The 20,808-nt window shown below is 64.1% G+C and carries 13 protein-coding genes; 5 read left to right on the forward strand and 8 right to left on the reverse strand.

The features are described from left to right. Positions 1-10: 10 nt before the first annotated feature. Entirely contained in the window at positions 11-1,285 is a 1,275-nt protein-coding gene (gene eno / locus ABIE58_RS13155) for a phosphopyruvate hydratase (RefSeq protein ID WP_354545178.1), read from the forward strand. Positions 1,286-1,513: 228 nt separating this feature from the next. On the opposite strand, the gene ABIE58_RS13160 is transcribed toward eno, so the two are convergent. The 3 genes from ABIE58_RS13160 to ABIE58_RS13170 are packed head-to-tail and all read right to left on the reverse strand — an operon-like array spanning position 1,514 to position 4,355. After that, a complete protein-coding gene (locus tag ABIE58_RS13160; protein ID WP_354545179.1) occupies positions 1,514-2,098 on the reverse strand; it encodes a TadE/TadG family type IV pilus assembly protein in 585 nt (194 codons plus the stop codon). Further along, positions 2,098-2,634, reverse strand: coding sequence for a TadE/TadG family type IV pilus assembly protein (locus ABIE58_RS13165; RefSeq protein ID WP_354545180.1), 537 nt, complete (start codon positions 2,632-2,634; stop codon positions 2,098-2,100). The genes ABIE58_RS13160 and ABIE58_RS13165 overlap by 1 nt, the downstream gene beginning before the upstream one ends. After that, positions 2,631-4,355, reverse strand: coding sequence for a TadE/TadG family type IV pilus assembly protein (locus ABIE58_RS13170; protein WP_354545181.1), 1,725 nt, complete (start codon positions 4,353-4,355; stop codon positions 2,631-2,633). The genes ABIE58_RS13165 and ABIE58_RS13170 overlap by 4 nt, the downstream gene beginning before the upstream one ends. Before the next feature lie 314 nt (positions 4,356-4,669). Here ABIE58_RS13170 and ABIE58_RS13175 point away from each other — a divergent pair, with 314 nt between their 5' ends. Beyond that, entirely contained in the window at positions 4,670-6,100 is a 1,431-nt protein-coding gene (locus ABIE58_RS13175; protein WP_354545182.1) for a Glu/Leu/Phe/Val family dehydrogenase, read from the forward strand. 92 nt (positions 6,101-6,192) lie between these two features. Here ABIE58_RS13175 and ABIE58_RS13180 read toward each other — a convergent pair whose 3' ends face one another. The 3 genes from ABIE58_RS13180 to ABIE58_RS13190 form a co-directional block, all read right to left on the reverse strand. Continuing rightward, the gene (locus tag ABIE58_RS13180; protein WP_354545183.1) at positions 6,193-9,630 is read right to left on the reverse strand and encodes a pyruvate carboxylase; all 3,438 of its coding nucleotides are present in this window, start codon (positions 9,628-9,630) and stop codon (positions 6,193-6,195) included. A 151-nt stretch (positions 9,631-9,781) separates the two neighbouring features. Beyond that, complete coding sequence (locus ABIE58_RS13185) at positions 9,782-10,222, reverse strand: helix-hairpin-helix domain-containing protein (RefSeq protein WP_354545184.1); 441 nt, start codon at positions 10,220-10,222, stop codon at positions 9,782-9,784. A gap of 521 nt (positions 10,223-10,743) precedes the next feature. Further along, entirely contained in the window at positions 10,744-11,883 is a 1,140-nt protein-coding gene (locus ABIE58_RS13190) for an alpha-hydroxy acid oxidase (RefSeq protein ID WP_354545185.1), read from the reverse strand. Positions 11,884-11,991: 108 nt separating this feature from the next. On the opposite strand from ABIE58_RS13190, the gene ABIE58_RS13195 reads away from it, so the two are divergent. Continuing rightward, positions 11,992-14,328, forward strand: coding sequence for an ATP-dependent helicase (locus ABIE58_RS13195; RefSeq protein WP_354545186.1), 2,337 nt, complete (start codon positions 11,992-11,994; stop codon positions 14,326-14,328). Positions 14,329-14,422: 94 nt separating this feature from the next. Here the strand turns inward: ABIE58_RS13195 and ABIE58_RS13200 are convergent, their stop codons facing one another. Both ABIE58_RS13200 and ABIE58_RS13205 read right to left on the reverse strand, forming a co-directional pair. Next, positions 14,423-17,506, reverse strand: coding sequence for a valine--tRNA ligase (locus ABIE58_RS13200; RefSeq protein ID WP_354545187.1), 3,084 nt, complete (start codon positions 17,504-17,506; stop codon positions 14,423-14,425). Between the two features lie 135 nt (positions 17,507-17,641). Beyond that, complete coding sequence (locus ABIE58_RS13205; protein ID WP_354545188.1) at positions 17,642-18,076, reverse strand: Lrp/AsnC family transcriptional regulator; 435 nt, start codon at positions 18,074-18,076, stop codon at positions 17,642-17,644. Between the two features lie 109 nt (positions 18,077-18,185). On the opposite strand from ABIE58_RS13205, the gene ABIE58_RS13210 reads away from it, so the two are divergent. Both ABIE58_RS13210 and ABIE58_RS13215 read left to right on the forward strand, forming a co-directional pair. Continuing rightward, positions 18,186-19,316: a type III PLP-dependent enzyme gene (locus ABIE58_RS13210; RefSeq protein ID WP_354545189.1), complete on the forward strand. Its 1,131-nt coding sequence runs from the start codon at positions 18,186-18,188 to the stop codon at positions 19,314-19,316. 127 nt (positions 19,317-19,443) lie between these two features. Further along, positions 19,444-20,532, forward strand: coding sequence for a T6SS phospholipase effector Tle1-like catalytic domain-containing protein (locus ABIE58_RS13215; protein ID WP_354545190.1), 1,089 nt, complete (start codon positions 19,444-19,446; stop codon positions 20,530-20,532). Positions 20,533-20,808 lie beyond the last annotated feature (276 nt).

Below are 20,808 nucleotides of genomic sequence, written 5' to 3' on the forward strand. Positions count from 1 at the left end.
CACCCACGCCATGAGTAGCATCATCGACATTCACGCCCGCGAAATCCTTGACAGCCGGGGCAACCCGACCGTCGAGGTCGAGGTCACGCTGGAGGACGGCACGCTGGGCCGCGCGGCGGTGCCCTCGGGGGCCTCGACCGGCGCGCATGAGGCGGTGGAAAAGCGCGACGGCGACGCGTCCCGCTACGGCGGCAAGGGCGTGCTCGAGGCCTGTGCCAGCGTCAATGGGGAGATCGCCGAGGCGCTTCTGGGCATCGACGCCACCGAGCAGGTGGCCGTGGACGAGACCATGATCGAGCTTGACGGCACGCCCAACAAGGCACGGCTTGGCGCGAACGCGATCCTCGGCGTCTCGCTCGCCTGTGCGCGGGCCGCCGCCGATTACAGCGCGCAGCCGCTTTACCGCTATGTCGGCGGCACCTCGGCGCGCGTCCTGCCGGTGCCGATGATGAACATCATCAATGGCGGCGAACACGCCGACAACCCCATCGACATCCAGGAATTCATGATCATGCCGGTGAGCGCGGACACGCTCCGCGACGCGGTGCGCATGGGCTCGGAAGTGTTCCACACGCTGAAAAAAGAACTGTCGGCGGCCGGCCTCGCCACCGGCGTGGGCGACGAAGGCGGGTTTGCCCCCAACCTGTCGAGCACGCGCGACGCGCTCGATTTCATTCTGAAATCCATCGAGAAGGCGGGATACCGGCCCGGCGAGGATATCTACCTCGCGCTCGATTGCGCGGCGACGGAATATTACAAAGGTGGCAAATATGAAATTTCCGGCGAGGGTCTGAGCCTGTCGAGCGAGGAAAATGTTGCATATCTGCAAGCGCTCTGCGCCGATTACCCGATCCTGTCGATCGAGGACGGCATGGCCGAGGACGATTGGGAGGGCTGGATCGCCCTCACCAAGGCGCTTGGTGCCAAGGTGCAGCTTGTCGGCGATGACCTCTTTGTGACCAACCCGGAGCGACTGGCCATGGGGATCGAGCGGGGCGCGGCCAATTCGATGCTGGTCAAGGTCAACCAGATCGGCACCCTGACCGAGACGCTTCAGGCCGTCGAGATGGCGCATCGCGCGCGCATGACCAACGTGATGAGCCACCGCTCGGGCGAGACCGAGGATGCCACCATCGCCGATCTGGCGGTGGCCACCAATTGCGGGCAGATCAAGACCGGCTCGCTCGCGCGCTCGGACCGACTGGCGAAATACAACCAGTTGATCCGCATCGAGGAAATGCTGGGCGAGACGGCGATCTATGCCGGGCGGTCGATCCTGCGCTGAGCAGGGTCGGGGCGCGTTGCTGCCAGCCAGTATGATGTGCCGAACCGTTGCGGTGCCCGTCCGTCGGGTGGGTCCCGCAACGGCTGTGCGTGGCGCTTCCCTGTTTCTGATGTCGGCTCTGATTTAAACCTCGGAGCCGCCGCAGGCCCACCTGTCATGAATGACGCGGGGGGCAGTGGCAGCTTTATACCTCAAAGGCCGGGTTCAGGATAAGACAGGCAACATTCTTTAGCTCGTGCCCGGCACGCAGACCCCGGTAAAGCAGATCTGCGGTGCGAAGCGCGGGATCACGAACATGCGGGTTTCGAGCAGGTTTTCGGCGAAATAGCCGGTGGTCACAGGCGAGGTAAAGCCGCCGCGGCTTTCGACAAAGATGATATCCTCGCCATCCTCCATGATCGGAAAGGTCGCATGGGCCTTGCGCACAATGGCGTCGGTCAGCGGGCTGAGCGGGCCGCCGCCGCGCACCTCGGACCAGCGCAGATCGAACTCGTCGATGCCCTGGCCCGGGTCGTTGTGATAGCGCACGACCGAGATGCGCAACTGCGCCTCATCCGTTCCGGCCATCATGTCGAACACGCGCTTGACGTTGTCGATATAGGGATCGGTCACCACGGCGGTCTCGCGCGACAGGATGTCTGCCACGGTATAGGTTGCCTTCTCGCGCAGGCTTTGCTGGCGAAACAGGCCATAGGCCTCGTAGGAAAAGAACAGGCCGAGGATCAGAAGCGGCGCGATGAGCACGGTCTCGACGGCGACGGTGCCGCGCTCGTCGCGGCGGAACCGGCGGGTGATTGTGTTGATCCATTTCATCAGATTGGCTCCTGCACAAAGGCCGACACGGTTGTGAGCGCCACATCGCCATCCGTTCCCCTGGTCAATGCCTCGCCCAGCATTTGCTCGGGGAAAAGCGGGCTGTATTTCAGGCAGACGCGCAGCAGCATGAGCTGGTTCTGACCGCCGGGGATGAAATTGCGCACCGGCTTGGACGGCTCAGCGGCATCCGTGCAATCCGGTGTGGCGTCGAGCGTGGTAAAGTTGCGCAGGTCGGTCGGGATCATTTCCAGCCGCAGTTTGGTATCGCAATCGGCGATCACCGAGGCGTTGTCGCAGATAATATCCTTGATCTGGTCGTGCGAGGGCGCGGTGCCGGTGCCAAGCCGGACCTGGCGCACCGCGATATCCAGCCCGCGCTCCAGCATGGACGCGCGCACCGACAGCATCCCCAACTCGATCGCGAAGGCGATGAACATGATGAAGAAGGGCGCGAGGATCACGAACTCGACGGAGGCAGAGCCGCCCTGCTCGCGATGCAGGCGGCGCAGGCGTTGGATGAGGCGCGCAATCATTGGGTCAACCTCAGGTTCTGGACGTTGGCGGCGATGGAATTGAACACCGCGCTGATATCGGTGGTGTTGGCGCGGTAGTAATGGCTGGTCGAGCTGGCACAATCCGACAGCACATCCTCGGCACGCCCGCCCTGGGGCACCTCGAAGCCGATGGCATAGACCACCACGCCCTTGCCCTTGGTCGCGCCGCAGACATCGCGCATCCGCGCATCCTTTTCGAGGCTGCCCACCTGTTCCGAGCCGACATAGTCGTTCCACGGGCGCGAGTCGCCGGTAATATCGTTGTAGTAGCTCGGCGACATCCGGCCCCAGGCCATTTCCCAGCTCAGTTGCTCAGTCGAGATATAGCCGCCTAGCGTATCATCGAGATTGTCGAAGTCGTGATCGGTGATCCAGCGACCATCATCGATGCTCCAATACCAGCCGCCCCAGGGGTAGCGCAGGTAATAGACCGATTTCTCGGGACCGTTGGCCTCGTAGACGCATTCCCAGTTTCTGCGGCCGCAGCGGCTCTCGTCGTAGCGGATTCTGTGCTGGTAGATGTGATAGGCGTATTTGAACACGCGATCCTGGAATTTTACCTCGAACAGGTCGGAATTCGGGCCGCGGTATTTCGGGCTGCTCTTGTCGAAGAAATACGACTCTGTGTTGGCCCCGTCCGACATCATGACGATGACCTTGAGGGTCTCGCCCTCGTCGTAATTGGCCGGGATATTGGCCAGCGATGCATCGACCTCGCCATTTGCGATCAGCGCCGCCGAAATCTGTCGGAAACTCGGGTCGAGCAGGGCCGCCCCCCAGTTCATCCCTTCGTGGCCGCTGGTATTGCCGGCCGGTTGAAGCGAGTCGATCTTGGCGTGTAGAGCGGCTTCGCTGGTCGAGTAGGGCAAAAAGAACATGTATTCGTCGGTGTAGCACGACCTGGATGTGGCCTGGAGATTGTCGAAACCGCCATAGAGCGAGGTATAGATCATCTGGTCGACCGGCACGCCATTGCTGAGGGCCGAAGCCCCGGAGGTCAGCGTCGCGTGCTGGTAATCGGCGGCATTCATCCGCAGACAGGTGGAATAATTATGCGTGACGTTGACGGCCAGCGTGTCGAAAACCGTTTGCGGTGGCGTCACTGTCCAACTGAACGGCACGAAGGAGATGACCGAGTTGCCTGGCTCCGAGGTGTTGAAGATCGTCGATACGAATTGCTTGGCCGCGACTTTCATCCGGCTCATCCTTGTGCCGGCCATGGAGCCGGACACATCCACCACCAGCGAGATTTCAAGCTTGGGCACGCGCACCTCGGCTGCGGAAGAGCCGCCCGCAGAAAGGGTTTTGACGCCCGCAAGCTTCATCAGGTAGGTGTCTATCGTGCCCGAGGCGCGGGCCGCGACGCGTGCGGAATTGAGGTGGATCGCGATATCGCCATCCTGCTCGGCCTCGAGATATTGAGTGAGATCGGCCTTGGCGAAATAATCCTCAATGGTGGCGCGTGCCTCCTTGGCGTCGCTCGATTTGGCCCCGGCCAGCACCGCACGGTCGAGCGTGGCCTGCATGCGGGCGCGCACCATCTCGTGACGCATCGTATCGACCGCGAGGCCACCCACGAGAAGCATCATGAGGAAGATGAAGAATGCGAAGGCCGTGACCGAGCCGCGTTCATCGCGCAGGAAGAGCCGTGCCGTGTCTTCGTCAGGGGCCCGGAGCGGTCGCGCAATACGTTTACCCATGTCAATCACCTCTCATGTCCGAACGCCAAGCACCGCACAAAAGGCGGGTCGAGGACGTGATTGCATCGCGTGTAAATGTGGTCGAAATAGGGCAGGGGGCGGGCAACAGGAAGATGTTAACCATATGTAAAAACATTAAAAAAAGAAACGGATAGATTGTTCGTAGGCGGGCGACAATGAGCCGTCTGGACGCGCGGTTTTCCGGCGTCTTGAACAGGTCCGCACACTGATTCGCGCTGGACATTGCAAGCCAACCCCGTAACCATCCTGGCAAGGGCGGCGTCAAGCCGTGGGTAAAACGGGGAGCAAAGCCGATGGCACAGAGAAAAGAGCCGACATTCCGCGAAAGCGTCGATCTGATGTTCAACCGCGCGGTCTCGTTGATGGATCTGTCGCCGGGGCTGGAGGAAAAGATCCGCGTGTGCAACGCCACCTACACGGTGCGTTTCGGCGTGCGCCTGCGCGGCCGCATCCAGACCTTTACCGGCTATCGCAGCGTGCATTCCGAGCATATGGAACCGGTAAAGGGTGGCATCCGCTACGCCATGGCCGTGCACCAGGACGAGGTCGAGGCGCTGGCCGCGCTCATGACCTATAAATGCGCGCTGGTCGAGGTGCCGTTCGGCGGCTCCAAGGGCGGGCTTCGCATCGACCCGCGCGAATGGGATGAGCACGAGCTTGAACAGATCACCCGCCGTTTCGCCTATGAGCTGATAAAGCGCGACCTGATCCATCCGGCGCAGAACGTGCCCGCCCCTGATATGGGCACCGGCGAGCGCGAGATGGCCTGGATCGCCGATCAATACAAGCGCATGGCCACCACCGATATCAACTATCGCGCCTGCGTGACCGGCAAGCCGGTGAACGGCGGCGGCATTCAGGGCCGGACCGAGGCCACCGGGCGCGGCGTGCAATACGCGCTGCGCGAGTTCTTTCGCCACCCCGAGGACGTGGCCAAGGCGGGGCTTTCGGGCACGCTCGACGGGAAGCGGGTGGTGGTGCAGGGCCTTGGCAATGTCGGCTATCACGCGGCCAAGTTCCTGCAAGAGGAAGACGGCTGCAAGATCACCGCGATCATCGAGCGCGATGGCGCGCTGATCGGAGAGAGCGGGCTTGACGTGGAGGCGGTGCGCGGCTGGATTGCGCGGCATGGCGGCGTTGATGGTTATCCCGACGGCAAATTTATCCGCGACGGCTCCAAGGTGCTCGAGCATCAGTGTGACATTCTCGTGCCGGCGGCGCTGGAGGGGGTGATAAACCTCGAGAACGCCGCGCGGATCACTGCGCCGCTCATCATCGAGGCGGCGAACGGGCCGATCACGGCGGGCGCGGATGAGATCCTTCGGCAGAAGGGCACGGTCATCATCCCCGACATGTATGCCAATGCGGGCGGTGTGACGGTGTCCTATTTCGAATGGGTCAAGAACCTCAGCCATATCCGCTTTGGCCGGATCGGGCGGCGGCAGGAAGAGGCGCGCCATGAGTTGATCGTGAAAGAGCTTGAACGGCTCAATCGCGGGCTGGGCGATGCCTGGGAAATCTCGCCCGATTTCAAGCAGAAATACCTGCGCGGCGCGGGCGAGCTGGAGCTGGTGCGCTCGGGGCTCGATGACACGATGCGCACCGCTTATCAGTCGATGCGCGAGATCTGGCAGGGCCGCGAGGATGTGGCTGACCTGCGCACCGCCGCCTATCTCGTGTCGATCGCGCGCGTCGCCGACAGCTACCGCGCGATGGGGCTTTAGGCGCGCCCCGTCCCCCCCGCGAAAGCGGGGGGCGGGTCACGCTGCACGACGCGGGAGTTCCTCCGGTCAAGCCGGAGGATGGTGCGGCGTGATTACTCGAACTCGACCAGCAGATCCTTGGCGTCGATCTGCCCGCCCGGTGTCACATGCACGGCCTTTACCACCGCGTCACGCTCGGCATGGATGCCGGTTTCCATCTTCATCGCCTCGATGGTCAGCAGCATGTCGCCGGTCTTGACGCTTTGGCCCGCCTGCACCGCGACGGTGGCCACCACGCCGGGCATTGGCGCGCCGATATGCGCCGGGTTGCCGCTCTCGGCCTTGGGGCGGCTGGCGGTGGTGGATTTCACCAGACGGTTCGGCACGCGGATCACGCGGGGCTGGCCGTTCAACTCAAAGAACACCTTCACGTCGCCGTCCTCACTGGTCTCGCCCAGGGTTTGCAGGCGGATTTCGAGGATCTTGCCGGGGTCGATCTCGACGCTGATTTCCTCGCCCGGCTCCATCCCGTAAAAGAAGGTCCGCGTGGGCAGAGTGCGCACCGGGCCATATTGGCGGTGGCGCCCCATGTAATCGAGGAACACCTTGGGATACATCAAATATCCGTTCAGATCCTCGCGGTCGATCTCCTTGCCGTCAAGCTCGGCCACCACATCGCGGTGTGTGGCCTCGATATCGACGGGGGCAAGGTGCTTGCCGGGGCGTTCGGTATTGGGCCGCTCGTCTTTCAGCACCTTTTTCACGATGGCCTCGGGAAAGCCGCCCGGCGGCTGGCCAAGGTTGCCGCGCATCATATCAATGACGCTGTCGGGAAAGGCCACGTCGCGCGCGGGGTCTTCGACATCGGCGCGGCTCAGGCCCTGGCTCACCATCATCAGCGCCATGTCACCCACGACCTTGGAGGACGGCGTGACCTTGACGATATCGCCGAACATCTGGTTCACATCCGCATAGGTGCGCGCCACTTCGGGCCATTTTTCTTCAAGGCCAAGGCTGCGCGCCTGCGCCTTGAGATTGGTGAACTGCCCGCCGGGCATCTCGTGCAGATAAACCTCTGACGCCGGGGCCTGAAGGCTGCTTTCAAACGCCACATATTGCGCGCGCACATGTTCCCAATAGTTGGAAATCTCGCGAATACGCTCGATGGGCAGGCCGGTATCGCGCGGCGTGTGGCTGAGGGCAGAGACGATGGAGCCAAGGCAGGGCTGCGAGGTGCCGCCCGAAAACGCATCCATCGCGGCATCGACCGCGTCAACGCCCGCCTCGGCGGCGGCAAGGATGGTGGCCCCGGCAATGCCGGATGTGTCATGGGTGTGGAAATGGACGGGGATGTCCAGTTCTTCCTTCAGCGCCTTCACCAGAACGCTGGCAGAGGCCGGTTTCAAGAGCCCCGCCATATCCTTGAGGCCCAGCACATGCGCGCCTGCGGCCTGAAGCTCTTTCGCCATGCCAACGTAATATTTCAGGTCATATTTGGCGCGGTCCGGGTCAAGGATATCGCCGGTATAGCAGATCGTGCCCTCGCATATCTTGCCGCTGTCGATCACCGCATCCATGGCGACGCGCATGTTTTCCACCCAGTTGAGCGAATCAAACACGCGGAACACATCCACCCCGGTCTCGGCGGCTTGGCGCACGAATTCCTGCACCACGTTGTCGGGATAGTTGGTGTAGCCCACCCCGTTGGAGGCGCGCAAAAGCATCTGCGTCAGCAGGTTCGGCATGGCGGCGCGCAGGTCGCGCAGGCGCTGCCACGGGCATTCCTGCAAGAAGCGATAGGCCACATCAAACGTCGCCCCGCCCCAGCATTCGACGCTGAAGAGACCCGGCAGGTTGGCGGCATAGGTGGGGGCCACGCGGATCATGTCAATCGAGCGCATGCGCGTTGCCAAAAGCGATTGATGCCCGTCGCGCATGGTGGTGTCGGTGAGCAGAAGGCGATCCTGCGCCAGCATCCAGTCGGCCACGGCCTTGGCGCCTTGCTTATCCAGCAGCGTCTTGGTGCCCGGCGCAGGTTCGGCCAGCGACAGGGGCGGGCGCGGCGGTTTCACGTCCGCCGGTTTGGCGCGGCCCGTGGTCTCGGGGTGGCCGTTCACGGTGATGTCGGCGATATAGGTCAGCACCTTGGTGCCCCGGTCGCGCCGCTTGGTGAACTTGAAAAGCTCGGGCGTGGTGTCGATGAACTTGGTGGTGTATTGGTTTTCGAGGAAGGTCGGGTGTTTCAGCAGGTTTTCGACAAAGGCGATATTCGTGCTCACCCCGCGAATGCGGAACTCGCGCAGCGCGCGATCCATCCGGGCAATCGCCGCCTCAGGCGTCTGGGCGTGGGCGGTGACCTTGGTCAGCAGGCTGTCATAATAGCGCGTGATCACGCCGCCGGAATAGGCGGTGCCGCCATCAAGCCGGATGCCCATGCCGGTGGCGCTGCGATAGGCGGTGATGCGGCCGTAATCGGGGATAAAATTATTGAGCGGGTCCTCGGTGGTGATCCGGGTTTGCAGGGCGTGGCCGTTGAGCGTGATGTCGTATTGGCTGGCCTTGCCGGTGGCCTCGGTCAGGGTCTTGCCCTCAGCGATCTTGATCTGCGCCTGCACGATGTCGATGCCGGTGACCTCCTCGGTCACGGTGTGTTCGACCTGCACGCGGGGGTTGACCTCGATGAAATAGAAATTGCCGCTGTCCATATCCATCAGGAATTCGACCGTGCCGGCGCATTCGTAATTCACATGTTTGCAGATTTTATAGCCAAGCTGGCAGATTTCCTCGCGCTGTGCCTCCGAAAGATAGGGGGCGGGCGCGCGCTCCACGACCTTCTGGTTGCGGCGCTGCACGGAACAATCCCGCTCGAAGAGGTGATACATATTGCCGTGGCTGTCGCCCAGAATTTGCACCTCGACATGGCGCGCGCGCTCGATCATCTTTTCCAGATAGCCCTCGCCATTGCCGAATGCGGCTTCGGCCTCGCGCCGGCCTTCCCGCACCTTCTCCTCAAGCTCTGACGGCTCCAGAATGGGGCGCATCCCGCGCCCGCCGCCGCCCCAGCTTGCCTTAAGCATCAGGGGGTATCCTACCGCCTCAGCCTCGGCGCGGATCTTGTCCATATCCTCGCCCAAAACTTCGGTCGCGGGGATGACCGGCACGCCGGCCTCAATCGCCACGCGGCGGGCACTGGCCTTGTCGCCAAGCGCGCGCATGGTCTCGGCCTTGGGGCCGATAAAGGTGATCCCGGCCGCGGCGCAGGCATCGACGAAATCGGGGTTTTCGCTGAGCAAGCCATAGCCCGGATGGATCGCATCCGCGCCCGAGAGCCTCGCCACACGGATGATCTCCTCGATGGACAGATACGCCGCGACCGGCCCCATCCCCTCGCCGATCCGATACGCCTCGTCGGCCTTGAAGCGGTGCAGCGACAGCTTGTCCTCTTCGGCAAAGACCGCGACGGTGCGCTTGCCAAGCTCATTGGCCGCGCGCATCACGCGAATGGCGATCTCGCCACGGTTGGCGATGAGGATTTTCCGGAATTCGGCCACTGGCGCTCTCCCCCCGATGGTCTGTGGTCCTTTGCCGCACTGCGGCGCTGGCATCTTGTAGGATTTGTGAAAGGTTTGCGCAATGCAGCATTCCGCCGGGGCGGGGATTTTGCTGCTGTGCAGGCAGGGCGGGCCTACAGGGCCGGGGCGCTTACTTGGAGGATTTGGCGGCTTTCTTCTTTTTCGAGGCCTTGGTCTTGTCCTTGGCTTTTTCCTTACCTTTGCCCTTGGCCTTGTCTTTACCCTTGGCCTTGTCTTTACCCTTGGTCTTGCCCTTGGCTTTGTCTTTGGCGGGGGCCTTTGCCGCTTTCTTGGCTTTCTTTTCCCCGTCCTTCTTTTTGGCCTTTTCCTCCGTCTCTGCGGGGGCGGCCTCTGCCGCTTGCGGGGCCTCTGGGGCCGGTGCGGGTTCGGGTGCGCTCAGCGCCGATGCGGCGGCGATGAAAGCCTGCGCGCGCCCCGGCGAGATGCCGCGCAAAGCGGTCAGCGCCGACGGCTCGGCGCGGGCCAGCACGTCTGGGCTGGTGATCCCAAGGGTTTCTAGCGCCTTGGCAAGGGCGGGGCCGATGCCGCGAATATCTGTCAATGAGGACACGGTCGTTTTCCTGTTGATATGGAATATGACACGACCGGCCCGATGCTGGGCCGGTCGTCGCGCAACTGCGCGTCAGGCCGCTTTCTTGAGCGCCTTGCGTGCGGATTTGAGCTTGGCTTTCTGCCGCGACACCTTGGCCGCGCGCAGTTTCACTTCTTTTTTGAGGTCTTTGATTTTGGCTTTCTTGGCCATGTCTCTGGCTCCTTCTCTTCGGATTGTGGTGATGCCGCCGTCTCGGTGGCGTCATCTCGATGCGACAGGGTGAACTCGCGGATGAAGCGGCGGATTTCGCGCGCGGCGCTTGTATCAAGCGTCTCGCACAGGGTCAGAAACGCGTCGCGGTCGGCGCTGTTGATGCGAATGATCAACTGGCTGTCCTTGCGATCTTGTTTCTTGCGTCCGTCCGCAGGCATCCGTTTGCTCTCCCGTGTCGCGTGGCACTATCGCATAATGCATATGCTTTGTATATACATTGTAATACATTTTCTGATAAGGGATTGAATTTCCGCTGATCTTCGCTCTCAGGGCAGGCCGCTCAGGCGGCTTGGTGCGTCGGCAACCCGGTGCAGGCCAAGCTGGCCCATATTGGCCTTGAGGTCCTGCGCCAGGATATCGGCCAGATGCGCGGGGCCTGCCGCCCCGAGCGCACCAAGCGCATAATGCCAGCCGCGCCCCATCATCACGAAATCCGCGCCAAGGGCCACGGCGCGCAGGATATCAAGCCCGCCCTCAAACCCGCCGTCGATGATCACCGGCAGCGTGGTTGCCGCGCGGATACCGGGCAGCGCCTCGATGGTGGCGGGGGCGGCGTCGAACTGCCGACCCGCGTGATTGGAGATCCAGATCGCATCGACGCCCTCTTTTTCAAGCGCGGTCGCATCCTCGGCGCGGCTCACGCCCTTGACGATGAGCGGCCCCTGCCAATGCGCGCGCAGCCAGCGCAGATAGTCCCAATCCGGCGAGGTGCGCAGCAGGTAACCCGCGTGCTTGGTCGAGGGCAGGCCCTTCACCGCGCCTGCGTAATCGTCGATGAGCCGCATCCGGGGCAGGCCCTTGCCCGCCATGCCCATCGCCCAGACCGGGCAGCGCGCCACCTGCGCCATCAGGCGCGGGGTGAGTTTCGGTGGCGTGGTCAGCCCCGAGCGCACCTGCCGCTCGCGGCGGCTCGCAACCGGCACATCGACGGTCAGCACCAAGACCGAGAACCCCGCCTTGCGCGCGCGACCCAGCATGTCGGCGCGAATGCCCTCGTCGCGCGGCGGATACATCTGGAACCAGCCGCGCCCGTCGAGATGCGGCCCGACATCCTCGGGCCTCACCGTCGCCACGGTCGAGAGCGTGTAGGGAATGCCCAATGCGGTTGCGGCACGCGCCAGATGATGCTCTGCCTCGGGCCAGATGAGGCCCGACATACCCACCGGCGCGATGCCCAAGGGCAGGGTGTATGTCTCGCCCAGCAGCGTCGTGGCGAGGTCCGGCGCAATCTCGCCATGCAGGATCGAGGGGCTGAGCAGCACCCGGTCGAGCATGGTGCGATTGCGCGCCTTGGTCGCCTCCACCCCGGTGCCGCTGTCGAGATATTCCCAGACAAAGCGGGGTATGCGCGCGCGCGCGCGGGCGCGTAGATCCGAGAGGGCGGGGTATCTTGCGTGCAGGTTCATGCCTCATTTGCACGGGTTTTCAGCGGCTTGTCCAGAGGGGAGACGCGCGCGGAACGTATCCCGAACATTGGCTTTATCTCGTGCGCCGGGCAGGCTAGTTTGGCAGCCATGAGCACATATGACGATTCCGACGCCTTCGAGGGCGCAAGCCTCGCCGCCCGCGCCATGGCCGCGCGGCCTTCTCCGCATCTCGACTGGCTAAATGCAGCGCAACTTGAGGCGGCTACAACACTGGACGGACCTTTGCTTGTTCTTGCTGGTGCTGGAACGGGCAAGACCCGGTCATTGATCTCCCGCATAGCTGAAATTCTTCATACGCGGCGCGCGCGCTCGGACGAGATCCTAGCAGTTACTTTTACGAACAAGGCTGCAAAAGAGATGAAAGAGCGTGTCGCTCGTTACCCGGTCAACCTCGATAAGGGGTTAAGGTGGATGGGCACCTTTCACGCGATCTGCGTCAAGCTGTTGCGGCGTCACGCCGAATTGGTTGATCTCAAGTCGAATTTCACCATCCTCGATACCGATGACCAGTTGCGCCTGCTCAAGCAACTGGTTCAGGCCGCCAATATAGATGACAAACGCTGGCCCGCACGGATGCTCGCGGGGATCATCGACCAGTGGAAGAACCGCGCCTGGACGCCCAACAACCTGCCCGCCAGCGAGGCCAGCGCTTATGACGGCAAGGGGCCGGCGCTTTACCGGCTCTACCAGGCGCGCCTGAAGGAGTTGAACGCCGTCGATTTCGGCGATCTGCTCTTGCACGTGGTGACGATATTTCAGACCCACGGGGACGTGCTGGCGCAGTATCAGCGTTGGTTCAAATATATCCTCGTCGACGAATATCAGGATACCAACGTCGCCCAATACCTGTGGCTGCGCCTTCTTGCGGGTGGACACAAGAATATCTGCTGCGTGGGCGATGATGACCAGTCGATCTATGGCTGGCGCGGGGCCGAGGTGGGCAATATCCTGCGGTTCGAGACGGATTTTCCCGGCGCCGCCGTCATCCGGCTGGAACAGAATTATCGCTCCACCCCGCATATCCTCGCCGCCGCCTCGGGCGTGATCGCGGGCAACCGTGACCGGCTTGGCAAGGAGTTGTGGACCGAGGCCGAGGAGGGCGAGAAGGTGCGCCTGATCGGCCATTGGGACGGCGAGGAAGAGGCGCGCTGGATCGGTGAAGAGGTCGAAGCGATGAGCCGCGGCACGCGCGGGATGCGCGCCTTTGGTCTCGATGACATGGCCATTCTCGTGCGTGCCAGCCACCAGATGCGCGCTTTTGAGGATCGGTTCCTCACCATCGGCCTGCCTTACCGCGTGATCGGCGGACCGCGGTTCTACGAGCGGATGGAGATCCGCGACGCGATGGCCTATTTTCGGCTGGTGGTCTCGCCCGCCGACGATCTGGCGTTCGAGCGGATCGTGAACACCCCCAAGCGCGGCCTTGGCGACAAGGCGCAGCAGAAAATCCAGGTGACCGCGCGGCAAAACGGCGTGCCGCTGGTGACGGGCGCGCGGATGCTTCTGGATCAGAAGGGGATCACCGGCAAGGGGGCGGTGGAGCTGGCGCGGCTTCTCGACGGTCTCGCGCGCTGGGGCCGGATGGTGGGCGATCCTGCAATCACCCATATTGAACTGGCCGAGATCATCCTCGACGAATCCGGCTACACGGGCATGTGGCAGAACGACAAGACGCCCGAGGCACCGGGGCGGCTGGAAAACCTCAAGGAACTGGTCAAGGCCCTGGAAGGGTTCGAGAACCTGCAAGGCTTTCTCGAACATGTCAGCCTCATCATGGATAACGAGAGCGAGGAGGCGGGCGAGAAGGTCACGCTGATGACGCTCCACGCCGCCAAGGGGCTGGAATTTCCCGCCGTTTTCCTGCCGGGATGGGAGGATGGGCTGTTCCCCTCGCAACGCTCGATGGACGAGTCGGGCACGCGGGGCCTCGAGGAGGAGCGCCGCCTTGCCTATGTCGGCATCACCCGCGCCGAGGAGGTCTGCACGATTTCCTTCGCGGGTAACCGGCGGGTCTACGGGCAGTGGCAGAGCCAGATGCCCTCGCGCTTCATCGACGAATTGCCCGAAGATCATGTCGAGGTACTCACGCCGCCGGGGCTTTATGGCGGCAGTTACGGCGCGGCCGCCTCGGGGATCGAGAGCCGCGTGGCGCAGGCCAATGTCTATAATTCACCGGGCTGGCGGCGGTTGCAGGCGCGCGGTGGCGAACGCCCGATGAGCCAACCAAGCGAGGCCCGATCGCCGGTGATCGACGCGCAGGCGGTGAGTTCGCACAGCGTCGGCGAGCGCGTTTTTCACCAGAAATTCGGCTATGGCGAGATTGTCGGCATCGAGGGCGACAAGCTTGAAATCGCCTTTGACAAGGCGGGCGTGAAAAAAGTCGTCGCGCGTTTCATCACTGGCGCGGATGACGTGCCGTTCTGAACGGGCCTGACCGGCGGGGCATGGATATTTTTGGCAAGATGAAGCCGCGCAAGCCCGTCATCTTGCCGTAAATATCCCCGCCGGAGGCATCCCGTCAGCCCAACTCAGCGAGACGGTCGAGCGCGGCGCGCAGCCGGGCCGCCTCGTCTTCGCGCGCGGCAAGGTTCTCGCGGGTCTCCGCCACCACCGCCTCGGGCGCGCTCTCGACGAATTTCGGGTTGCCCAGCCGCCCGCGCAGGCCCCCAAGCTCTTTTTCCATCTTTGCCAGCGTCTTTTCCAGCCGCGATTTTTCCTCTGCGATATCAATGATATCGGCCAAGGGCAGGCCAAAGCTGCCGCCCTCGACGGCGACGGTGACGCAGCCCTTGGGAAAGCCTGCCACATGGGTCAGGCTGTCGATGCGCGCCAGCCGCCGGATCATCGCCTCGTTATTGTCCCATGCCGCGCGGCCCGCCTCGTTCAGCTCTGTCACCAGAAGCGGCACATGCAGCCCCGAAGGCACATGCATCTGCGCGCGCGCCGAACGGACCTGCTCAATGAGGGCGATCACCCAGGTCATCTCGCGGTCGGCGGCGGGGTCGATCAGGTCGGTGCCGTAGTCGGGCCAATCGGCATGGATCAGCATTTTCTCGCGGTCCCCGAGGGTGGACCACAATTCCTCGGTGACGAATGGCATGATCGGGTGCAGCAGGATCAGGCATTGGTCGATCACCCAGGCCATCGTAGCCTGGGTCTCGGCGCGGGTCTCGGCGTCGCCATCCATCAGCAGCGGTTTGGAAAATTCCACGTACCAGTCGCAGACCTTGCCCCAGACAAAGGCATAGAGCGTGTTGGCGGCGTCGTTGAAGCGGAAGTTCTCCAGCGCCTCGTCGACGGCGGCGCGGGTGCGGGCGGTCTCGCCGATGATCCATGTGTTGACGGTGGCGGTGGGCGTGGGGCGGGGGCCTTTGGCCCCGGTCGCGCCGTTCATCTCGGCAAAGCGCGCGGCGTTCCACAGCTTGGTGGTGAAGTTGCGATAGCCCGCGATGCGCTCTTTCGAGAGCTTCAGATCGCGCCCCATGGCGGCCATCGCGGTGAGGGTAAAGCGTACCGCATCGGTGCCATACTCGTCGATCAGGTCGAGCGGGTCGAGCACGTTGCCAAGCGATTTGGACATCTTCTTGCCGGTCTCGTCGCGCACGAGGGCGTGGACATAGACATGGGAGAACGGCTTTTGACCGACCACGGCATATTGCATCATCATCATCCGCGCGACCCAGAAGAAGATGATATCGAACCCGGTGACGAGGACGGAGGTGGGGAAGTATTTCTGCAATTCGGGCGTGTCCTCGGGCCAGCCCAATGTGCCGATGGGCCAGAGACCGGAGGAAAACCAGGTGTCGAGCACGTCGGGGTCGCGCCAGACCGGGTAGACGAGGTGGGTGGGGTCTTGCGTGGCGGTGTAATCGGCGAGCGATTGCGCCAGCCGGTGCAGGGCTGCGTCGCGGCTCTCGACCTCGACCACCTGCATTGCCGCGAGCGGAACGGGCAGGGCGGCGAGACGGTCGTGATAGGCCTCCGACACCGCGCTGAAATCGGGGCCGCATTCCATCAGCGGGCCAAGATGGCCCTCGTTGAGAAGGCGCAGCATTTCCGCCAGGTCGAGCGTGCCGTCGCCCTCGTCATCGCGGAAATCCGGCGAACTCAGGTCAAAGCCATACCAGACCGGGATCTGGTGCCCCCACCAAAGCTGGCGCGAGATGCACCACGGCTCGATATTCTCCAGCCAGTGGAAATAGACCTTGGCGTCCTGTTCGGGCAGGATCGTGACCTCGCCCGAGCGCACCGCGTCGATGGCGGGTTGCACGATCTGCGCGGTATCCACGAACCATTGATCGGTCAGCATCGGCTCGATCACCACCTTGGAGCGGTCGCCGAAGGGCTGCATGATGGGTTTCGACTCCACAAGCGGCACCGGGTCGCCCGTCTCTTGCGGCACCATGACCGCCAGCCCCTCATTGGTGACTTCCTCGATGACGCGCGCGCGCGCCTCAAACCGGTCCAGCCCGCGCAGGTGGTCGGGGACGAGGTTGAGCGTGTCGATTTCCTCGGGCGTCCAACCCGCGCCTTCGGCGATCTCCTGCGCGCGGGCGGCGGCCTCGGCGTAGGGTGCGCCATCGCTGCGCATCCGCGCGCGGGTATCCATCAGGCGGTAGAGCGGGATGCCCCCGCGCTGCGCCACGGCGTAATCGTTGAAATCATGCGCGCCGGTGATCTTGACCGCGCCAGAGCCGAAATCGGGGTCGGGGTAGTCATCGGTGATGATCGGGATCAGGCGGCGATGCTCCTTGGGACCAACCGGGATTTCGCAGAGTTTCCCGACAATGGGCGCGTAACGCGCGTCGGAGGGATGCACCGCCACCGCGCCATCGCCCAGCATCGTCTCGGGCCGGGTGGTGGCGATGGAGATATAGTCGCGGGTCTCGCGCAGGGTCACGTTACCGTCGGCGTCGCGCTCGACATATTCATAGCTCTCGCCGCCCGCGAGCGGGTATTTGAAGTGCCACATATGGCCCGGCACCTCGATATTCTCGACCTCCAGATCGGAAATCGCGGTCTCGAAATGCGGATCCCAGTTCACAAGGCGTTTGCCGCGATAAATCAGCCCCTTGTTGTAGAGATCGACAAAGACCTTGATCACCGCGTCGTGGAAATTGCCTTCTTCGCCCTCGGGTGCGTTTGGGGCCCCCGACATGGTGAACGCCTCGCGCAACCAGTCGCAGGACGCCCCCAGCCGCTTGAGCTGTCCGATGATCGTACCGCGCGACTTGATCTTTTGCTGCCACACCCGGCGCTCGAACGCGTCGCGGCCCATTTCCACGCGGGAGGGCTCGCCATTCGCGGCCATTTCCTTCTCAGTCACCATCTGCGTGGCGATCCCGGCGTGATCGGTGCCAGGCTGCCACAGCGTGTCATGCCCGCGCATCCGGTGCCAGCGCACGAGGATATCCTGCAACGTGTTGTTGAAGGCGTGGCCCATATGCAGGCTGCCGGTCACGTTGGGCGGCGGGATCATGACCGAGAAGGCCTCGGCGCCCGGCTTCGCATTGGCCCCGGCGGCGAATGCCCCGGCCTCTTCCCACGCCTTGTAAAGCCGCGCCTCGGCCGTTTTCGCGTCGAATGTCTTGTCCATCGCCATCACGTCTCATCCCTGCAAGATCACGGGTTTCGCCTGCCTTAGCCAATCTGCGCCCGAAGGAAAAGCCAAAGCGCCGCCCTATCCGCGCGGCGCGCGTTTCTTCTTGGGTAAAATACCCATAGTCCGGCGATCGGATCACGCGCCCCGGTCGAGTTTCGTGGCGAGATGGATCAGGCTTTCGGAGGTGCGCACGCCGCGCGCCTCGCCGATGCGGTCGAGCGTGTCGTCGAGCGCGGTGGTGGTCTCGGCCTCGAGCGTCACGATCAGGTCAAACCGCCCCGAGGTGGTGTGCACGCGGCGCACCTCGCGCAGCGATTTGAGCCGCGCCAGCACCGCCGCGCCCGCGCGCGGCTCGATACTCAGCAGCACGGTGGCGCGCAGCGCGGGGCGTGCCTCGGCCCCGAGGCGCAGCGCGTAGCCCGCGATCACGCCCGCCGCTTCGAGCCGGTCAAGCCGCGCCTGCACGGTGGTGCGCGCCAGCCCCATGCGCCGCGCCAGCGTGGCGACGGGCGCGCGCGCGTTGTCCTGCAAGAGGGCGATCAGGGCGCGGTCGGTATCGTCGATCTGCATTTCAAAGCCGTCATTTTGCCAATAATGCACGCATAATTATACGAAGTGACGCGACTAATCGACACTTCCTTGCCGCAAAGTGGGGAAAAAGCAACGAAAGAGGCCCCCGATGCAGCGCGCCAGAACCTGGACCGATCCGGTTGACCACCTCACACGATGCGCGCCCGATGCGCCGGTGCTCTATTTCTCGCCCGACCGGTTGCAGGCCACGGCGCGCAGCTTTCAGGCGGGGTTTCCGGGGCTGGTGAGCTATGCGGTCAAGGCCAATCCCCTGGGCGAGGTGCTTGCCAATCTGGTGACGGCGGGGATCGGTGCCTTTGACGTGGCAAGCCCGCAGGAAATGCACGCGGTGCGCGCGGTCTCAAACCGTGCGGTGCTGCATTACCACAACCCGGTGCGCTCTCGCGCCGAGGTGGCAGAGGCGGCGCGGCTGGGCGTGCGCGTCTGGTCGGTGGATTGCGCGGGCGAGCTTGACAAGCTCGCGGGCCATGTGCCCGAGGGGGCCGAGATCAGCGTGCGGCTGGCGTTGCCCGTGCCGGGCGCGGCCTATGATTTCGGAGAGAAATTCGGGCTGGGGCCGGAGGATGCGGCCATGCTCTTGCGCGCGGTGGCGGCGCGCGGGTTTGCGCCCTCGCTGACCTTTCACCCCGGCACGCAATGCGCCGATCCGGGGGCGTGGGGGGCCTATATTGCCGCTGCCGCCGGGGTGGCGCGGGCGGCGGGGGTGCGGCTTTGTCGGCTCAACGTGGGCGGCGGGTTTGCCTCGCATCGCTGCGGGGGCGCGCCCGACCTGGCGGCGATCTTCGGCCATATCGGGGCCGAGGTGGCGCGGCATTTCGGCGCGGATGCCCCCGCGCTCGTGTGTGAGCCGGGGCGCGCGATGGTGGCCGAGGCGATGACGCTGGGCTTGCGGGTCAAGGCGCTGCGCGCGGGCGGCGCGGTGTTTCTCAACGACGGGGTTTATGGCGGGCTGACCGAGATCCGCGATATCGGCGCGCCCGACCGCATCCGCGTGATCGCGCCCGGTGGTGCCGAGCGCAGGGGCGCGCCCGTCGCGCGGGTGATCTTTGGCCCCACCTGCGACAGCATCGACCGGCTGCCCGATCCGCTGCCGCTGCCCGGTGACATGCAAGAGGGTGACCATGTGCTGATCGCCGGGATGGGGGCCTATTCCCAGAGCCTCAGTACCGCGTTCAACGGCTATGGCCTGCGCGATGTGGTGACGGTCGCGCGGTTGTGAGGGGGAATTTCGGGTCATGTCACGGTGAGGTCACGGTGATTTTTACCCTATGTCAGGATTTTTGCCGCAGAGTTTGATTATATAGAGGGATGCGGGGCCGATCCGCGCGATCTGTGGCAGGAAACCGATGAGCTGGCGCAACTGGACACGCAGGGTCTATGACTGGCTGCGCCCCGGCCCGACCGAGGCGCATACCGCCAGCGGCCCGCGCCGGGGGCCGGTCGATCATGTGCTGATCCTCGATGGCACCATGTCCACCCTCGCGCAGGGCTGCGAGACCAATGCGGGCCTCACCTACAAGCTGTTGCAGGAGGTGGCGGGCCCCGATCTCACGCTGTTCTATGAGGCGGGGATACAGTGGCGCGACTGGCGCGCCACCGGCGATATCATCCTCGGGCGCGGGATCAACCGGCAGATCCGGCGCGCCTATGGCTATCTTGCCAGCCGCTACCGCCCCGGCGACCGGATATTCCTTCTGGGCTATTCGCGCGGGGCCTATGCGGTGCGCTCGCTTGCGGGGGTGATCGACCGGATCGGCCTGTTGCGCTCGGAAATGGCGACCGAGCGCAATGTGCTTGCGGCGTGGCGGTATTACGAATGCGACCCCCACGGCCCCGCCGCCGGGGCCTTTGCGCAGGCCCATTGCCACGCCGAAACCCATGTCGAGATGATCGGCGTGTGGGATACCGTCAAGGCGCTTGGCCTGCGTATCCCGCTGCTGAGATGGTTTCGCGCCGACAAGCACGGGTTTCACAACCATCACCTTGGCCGCACCACGCGGCACGGCTTTCACGCGCTGGCGCTCGACGAGACGCGGCGCGCCTATACGCCGGTGCTGTGGGACTGTCCGCCGGACTTCGAAGGCCATGTCGAGCAGGTCTGGTTTCGCGGCTGTCATTCGGATGTGGGCGGGCAGCTTTGCGGCTTTCACGCGGCGCGGCCCTTGGCCAATATCGCGCTGGTGTGGATGCTGGAGCGGATGGAGGGCTGTCACATGCGCCTGCCCGAGGGCTGGCGCGCGCGGTTCCCGCAGGATGTGGATGCGCCCTCGGTGGGCACCTGGACGGGATGGAGCAAGGTGCTGCTCCTGCGCGGCCCGCGCATCGTGGGGCGCGACATGTCCGAGCGTATCCACGAGAGCGTGCGCGGCCCGGTGCGCCGGGGCTGGCGCGGCCCGCGCCTGGCGGGGGTGCTCAAGGAGCAGGGCGGGGGGTAGGTGTTCGGCATGTGAGACGAGGTGGCCGGTCGCTGGATGGGGAGCGTTTGTTGGCCGGCTGGGGCGGTTGGCGGTTTCAGAGATGAGCCGCGCGGTGCCCGTCACGCCGAAGGCGTGCCGATTATAAGCGGCACACCTTTGGTGCGACGGGGCGTGCGGGCGCTGCGCGGCGGGCTTCGCCCTTGTGTCTGGAGATTGTGCTATTATGGGCCCATGCGGCGCGTAAGCGCGCGCCGCATGGGCGGGTGTGCGCCGGTTCGGCCTTGTTGACCACGG

This window comes from Roseovarius sp. MBR-78 (assembly GCF_040547535.1).
Taxonomy (GTDB): Bacteria; Pseudomonadota; Alphaproteobacteria; order Rhodobacterales; family Rhodobacteraceae; genus Roseovarius.